Raw genomic sequence first — 5,391 nt, forward strand, 5'->3', positions numbered from 1 at the left:
GGGGCTCACCTTCGCGAGGCCGGGGGGGATCGCTGTTTCTCCTTGTGAAACGCTGTTCCGAAAAGCTAGCATGACTCTCCGTCACTCAGAAAGGAAACGTCGTTTCCTCAGAGACGCGGAAGGGGGTGCGGGCGGCGCCGTCCGCGGCCGCCCGGCCTGTGATGCCTCGATACGACCTGATCATCAAGAACGGCACGCTCGTCCAGCCCCACCTCGGGGAGATTCCCGCCGACCTCGCGGTGCGCGACGGCAAGGTGGCGGCGCTCGCCGACGACATCGACGCCGCCCAGGCGACCGAGGTCATCGACGCCGCGGGGCGCGTGGTCCTCCCCGGTGCGGTCGACGCCCACTTCCACCTCGGCATCTACCGCTCCCTGGAACAGGACGCGGAGGAGGAGACCCGCTCCTCACTGGTCGGCGGAGCGACGAGCGTGCTCTCCTACTTCCGCACCGGCGAGCACTACCTCGACCGGACCGGACCCTACGGCGAGATCTTCCCGGACGTCCTCTCCGCCGTCGCCGGCCGCAGCCACACCGACTACGGCTTTCACCTCGCCCCGATGGACACGGCCCAGGTGCGCGAGATACCCGACCTCGTCGCCGAGCACGGTGTCAGCTCCTTCAAGTACTACATGTTCTACAAGGGCTTCAACCTCGCGGCCGACTCCCGCGACGCCAGGGCCTTCCGCATGGCCGAGGAAGGCGAGGAGTACGACCTCGGTCACCTCTACCAGCTCATGGAGGCGGTCGCGGCCGCCGGCGCCGCCCGCCCGCACGGCCGGGTGTCCCTCTCGCTGCACTGCGAACAGGCCGAACTGATGCGCCTGTTCATCGACCGGGTGCGGAGCGCCGGCGATCCGCAGACCCTCCGCGCCTACCACGACGGCCGCCCGCCCCTGACCGAGGAGGTGGCCATCGCGGAGGCCGCCGCCCTGGCCCGGGCCACCGGCTGCCCGGTCAACCTGCTGCACCTGTCCAGCGCCGCCGCCCTGGCGGGAGCCCGAGCCGCCCGCGCGGCCTCGCCCGGTCTCGACCTGCGCACCGAGGTGACCCTGCACCACCTGTGCCTGGACCACGACAGCCTGGACGCCGCCGGCCGAGGACTCGGTGCCAAGGTCAACCCGCCCATCCGCACCCGCGCCGACAACGACGCCCTGTGGGAGGGGGTGCTCGACGGGACGGTGGACTGGGTCGCCTCCGACCACGCATGCTGCATGGAGGAGTCCAAGGGTGACGCCCTGTGGCCCGCCCTGCCGGGCTTCGGCGGAACCGCGCTGCTCTACCCCGTCCTGCTGTCCGAGGGCCACCACAAGCGCGGCCTCCCGCTGCGCCGCGTCACGGAACTCCTCTCCGCCAACCCGGCCGCCGCCTACGGCCTCCCGGGCAAGGGGTCGCTGATGGTGGGCGCCGACGCCGACCTGGTCGTCGCCGACCTGGACGACGTCCGCACCGTCACGGCCGACCTCCTGCTGTCCGGTCAGGACCACTGCCCCTTTGAGGGCCGCGAACTCCGCGGCTGGCCCACGACCACCATCGTCGGGGGCCACATCGCCTACCACGACGGCAAGGTCCATCCCACCCCCTCGGGGCGCTACCTCTCCCGCTGACGAGGCGCCCGACGTCCAGGCCTCCCCGTCGGCGGCCGGGGCGGACCGGGCCCTCCCGCGCCCCGGCTCCCGCCCCGATGCCCGGTCCCGGAAGTGAACGAGTCGGCCCGGCACCAGCGTTGACACGGCGGGCGCACGGCCACGAGTATGACCGGGTGGTCATCCGACCGCCCGGTGATAGTGGACCGCGCGCCGGTGCCGGTCTCGGGCGCTCTCCTTGCCTCTCCCGGCCCCAGGATGCCTCGTGCGGCCCGGTCCACCCGCCGGAGCGCGACCGGGCGGTCGGCACTCCCGTGCCCCACCCCGCATCCGCGCGCGGCTGACCGGCACCGATGACCCGTCACCGGGGCCCTGCCGCCCGCCCCTTCCGCCTGCCCGAACCGTTGTACGGCAACGCGAAAAGAATCAGCGCCTCACCGCTTGACGCCGTGAACCCGCTCGGGCCCAATGAGATGAAAAGGAAACAGCGTTACGACAGTGGAAACACGCCTCGGTCCTGTCCGGGTCCGACCGGCGACCGCCGCGACCCCGCGCGGCCATCCCCTGGGAGTCCCCATGAGCACCCACTCGCACAGACGCATGTCCCTCCCGCGCCTCCTCTCGGCCGCGGCCCTGGCCGTGGCCGCCACCGCCACCGCCGTCACTCCCGCCACCGGAGTGGAGCAGGACGCCTCCGACGGCGTGGTCAAGGTCTCCAACACGGTCGACGTCCGCTGTGCGTTCCTGATCTACAAGCGTTCCGGCGACTGGTACTTCCCGGCCACCGCCGCCCCCAAGGGCACGGTCTGGCTCCAGCACGGCTTCAGCCGGGCCAACGACCACCTGGAAGACCTGGCGCGTCGCTACGCCGCCGCCGGCTTCATCGTCTTCGCCCCCACCCTGCCGTCCTCCGACACCTTCGGATGCACGGTCTCCAACCTCGGCAACAACACGGCCTTCCTGAACAACGTCGCCGACCTCTTCGGCAAGGCCGACGACCCCCACGACAAGCTCGGCCGCAGTTTCACCGATGCGGCCGCCAAGGCCGGCCGGCCCGGCCTCCAACTGCCGGCGAAGTTCGTCTTCTCCGGACACTCCGCCGGGGGAGAGGCGGTCGGCTACGTCGCCAACCAGCTGCGCACCCGATACCCGGCCGCGTTCCAGCGCCTCGCCGGAATCGTCCTCCTGGATCCCGTCAACTCCTTCGTCGGACTCAACATGGCCAACGCCCTGAACGGGCTGAACCTCACGAACCTCCCCATCCACGCCATCTCCTCACCCCCCTACCTCGCCAACGGACAGGCCTCTGGTACCAAGGAGCTCACCACCGACGTCCACCGGGAGTTCCTCGGCATCCGGCTCAGCACCGGCTCGCACTGCGACGCCGAAGGCGCGAGCACCGACACGCTCTGCACCCTGCCCAACGGCGCGCCCCAGGCCGCCAACATCGCCGTCCTCCAGGAGTTCGCCACCACCTGGGCCACTGACGACGTGAACGGGACGATCACCACCACCCACCGCCCCGGCGGCAACCGCTACGAATCCCTGCGTACAGCCGGCACCATCCAGACCCTCAGCGGATCCTGACCACCCACCGGCGCCGGTGCCCGCCCCGTCTCCGGCCGGGGCGGACACCGACCGGGCCGACCCCCTCCAGGTGGACGTGACCTACCAGCGACCGAACGACAGCCCCGACACTCGGCAGCCCGAAGCCCCCGCCGCTGCCTTGGACGCGGCGGCGCGCCGACTCCGCGTCTTCCATCGCGAGATGAACAACCTGGCCCGGCGATTCGCTCGCGAAGCCGGCCTCCACACCACCGACGTGCAAGCCCTGGGCGCCATCCTCGAAGCGCGGACCGCCCTGGCTCCGGGGCGGCTGGGTCTGCACCTGGGCATCGGATCCGGAGCCGTCACCGCCTGCCTCGACCGACTGGAGAAGGCGGGACACATACGGCGCGTGCGGGACGCGACCGACCGGCGGGTGGTCCACCTCGCCTGCGAGCCCCCCGGTCGTGAGCTGGCCGCCAGGTACCTCTCGCTCCTGGACCGGGCCGGCCGGAGGGCGGTCGAGCGCGCCGGAGGGCAGGAGGCGGCAACCGTGCTCCGGTTCCTCGAAGTGCTGGGCCAGGAGATGTCCGCGAGTGAGCCGCACGCGCCCGACCTGCCCGCGTGAACAGGTGCCCGGCCAGGTCGCGCCCTCGCGTCCCAAGGTCGTGACGTCAAGGGAGGGACCGCCGCGGAATGCCGTCCAGGAGCTCGTCGACCGTCCGGTGTGCGGAATCCCGGGCCGGCAGGCGATCCAGCAGCAGCCCGTCGAGCAGCAGGGGCGCCACGATCGAGGAGACGGCGCCCTCCCTCTCGCCCTGCTTCAAGCCCGTGGGGGCCAGGGCGTGGCGGAAGGGCTCCAGGAGGTCGTCCACGTAGCGACGCCGCAACTCCGCAAGATCCGCGTCCCATGCCGCCGCCGCCACGATCGCTCGCAGGAACGCGCCCACCGGCTTGTCACGCAACCGGTCGCACAGCGCGTCCACCTCCTCGTGCAGGTCCTTCCGGGCGTCCCCGGAAGCGGAGCCGCTCCTGGGCGGGGCGACCTCGATCAAGGCGGCCAGCACGGCAGCCGGTGTGGGCCAATGCCGGTAGATGGTGGACCGGGAGACTCCCGTCGCGGAATGCAGCCGCTGGGCGGTGAGCGCCGACGCGCCCTCGGTGAGCAGCAGGTGCAGCGCCGCGGTCAGGACGGCGGCCTGGGTCTCGTCGGTGGGCCCCGCGGGGCGGCCGGGTTGCGTCACGCAATAAACACTACATCTTGTATCGCTTTTGCTTTAACGATACGTTCTGTACTGGAAACCCGATTCGGAGGGAGCCACCATGCGGCCGCACGTGGAGCTTGTGGACGAGCGCGATCTGATCTGGCACACCGCGGAGTTCGAACACGCGGAAGGCATCGCCCTGCAGCGCAACCTCAGTTACGACGAGGAGGACGGCTCGGCCTCCCTCAAGGTCCTCTTCACGACCGACTGGTCACGACCGGCAGGGGTGCACGAGGCGGACACGGAGTGGTACGTGCTTTCCGGACGGGTGACGGTCGGGGACTCGGTTCTGGAGGCAGAGGGCTTCTGGATGGCGCCGGCCGGAGCCCTCACCCCCGCGATCAAGGCCGAGAAGGGCACGGAGATCCTGCTGTTCCGGGAGCACGGCGGCTGGGGCTTCACCCCGGCCGATGCCGACCGCCGACGCCTGCGTCCGGACGAGAAGCTGATCGTCCTCCAGACCTCCGGGATGCCGTGGATCGACGTCCGCGACGGCAGCCCCATGCGCTTCGACCTCGGCGGCACGCCTGTTCCGGGTCTCTCCATCAAGATGCTCCACCGCGATGAGAAGACCGGGTTCTACAGTCGGCTGATCAAGGCCGAACCGGGCTGGCGGGAGGAACCCCTCGCCCATCACCCCTGCACCGAAGAGGCCTACTGCCTCGCGGGAGCCTTCGACTACAACTACGGAAAGATGTGGCCCGGCACCTACTTCTGGCGTCCACCCCTGATCCGCCACGGGGACTTCACCGCCGGCGCGGACGAGGGCTGCACCTGGATCGTGCGATCCGACAGCGACCTCGTGGACTGGTACACGTCCGATGCGCGTGTCGTCATGGAAGGCCGAGCGACCAACTGGGGCCCCGAACACCCCCACAGCGTTCCCCCGCGATTCGTGGAACCCGTCCGCTCCCGAAGCGTCGGCGCCTGGGAGGACCCGTCCTACCAGTGACCTGCGGCGCGCCTCCGTTCCTCGCCGAAACCGACAGCCGACC

Annotated in this window: 5 protein-coding genes; 4 read left to right on the forward strand and 1 reads right to left on the reverse strand. The window is 70.9% G+C overall.

The window, feature by feature from the left end; translation table 11 throughout:
* Positions 1–161 precede the first annotated feature (161 nt).
* The 3 genes from EAO71_RS35925 to EAO71_RS35935 all read left to right on the forward strand — a co-directional run bounded on the left by EAO71_RS35925 (position 162) and on the right by EAO71_RS35935 (position 3,759).
* On the forward strand, positions 162–1,607 hold the full coding sequence (locus EAO71_RS35925) for a dihydroorotase (protein ID WP_147981999.1): 1,446 nt from the start codon (positions 162–164) through the stop codon (positions 1,605–1,607).
* A gap of 555 nt (positions 1,608–2,162) precedes the next feature.
* Complete coding sequence (locus EAO71_RS35930; protein WP_222723623.1) at positions 2,163–3,173, forward strand: alpha/beta hydrolase; 1,011 nt, start codon at positions 2,163–2,165, stop codon at positions 3,171–3,173.
* 181 nt (positions 3,174–3,354) lie between these two features.
* Positions 3,355–3,759, forward strand: a complete 405-nt coding sequence (locus tag EAO71_RS35935; RefSeq protein WP_147982000.1) for a MarR family winged helix-turn-helix transcriptional regulator — start codon at positions 3,355–3,357, stop codon at positions 3,757–3,759.
* 46 nt (positions 3,760–3,805) lie between these two features.
* Here EAO71_RS35935 and EAO71_RS35940 read toward each other — a convergent pair whose 3' ends face one another.
* Positions 3,806–4,375, reverse strand: a complete 570-nt coding sequence (locus EAO71_RS35940; RefSeq protein WP_147982001.1) for a TetR/AcrR family transcriptional regulator — start codon at positions 4,373–4,375, stop codon at positions 3,806–3,808.
* A gap of 79 nt (positions 4,376–4,454) precedes the next feature.
* On the opposite strand from EAO71_RS35940, the gene EAO71_RS35945 reads away from it, so the two are divergent.
* Positions 4,455–5,348: a DUF4437 domain-containing protein gene (locus tag EAO71_RS35945; protein WP_147982002.1), complete on the forward strand. Its 894-nt coding sequence runs from the start codon at positions 4,455–4,457 to the stop codon at positions 5,346–5,348.
* The last annotated feature ends 43 nt before the right edge of the window (positions 5,349–5,391 follow it).

Origin of the sequence: Streptomyces sp. MS191 (assembly GCF_008042125.1) — a bacterium.
Lineage (GTDB): Bacteria > Actinomycetota > Actinomycetes > Streptomycetales > Streptomycetaceae > Streptomyces.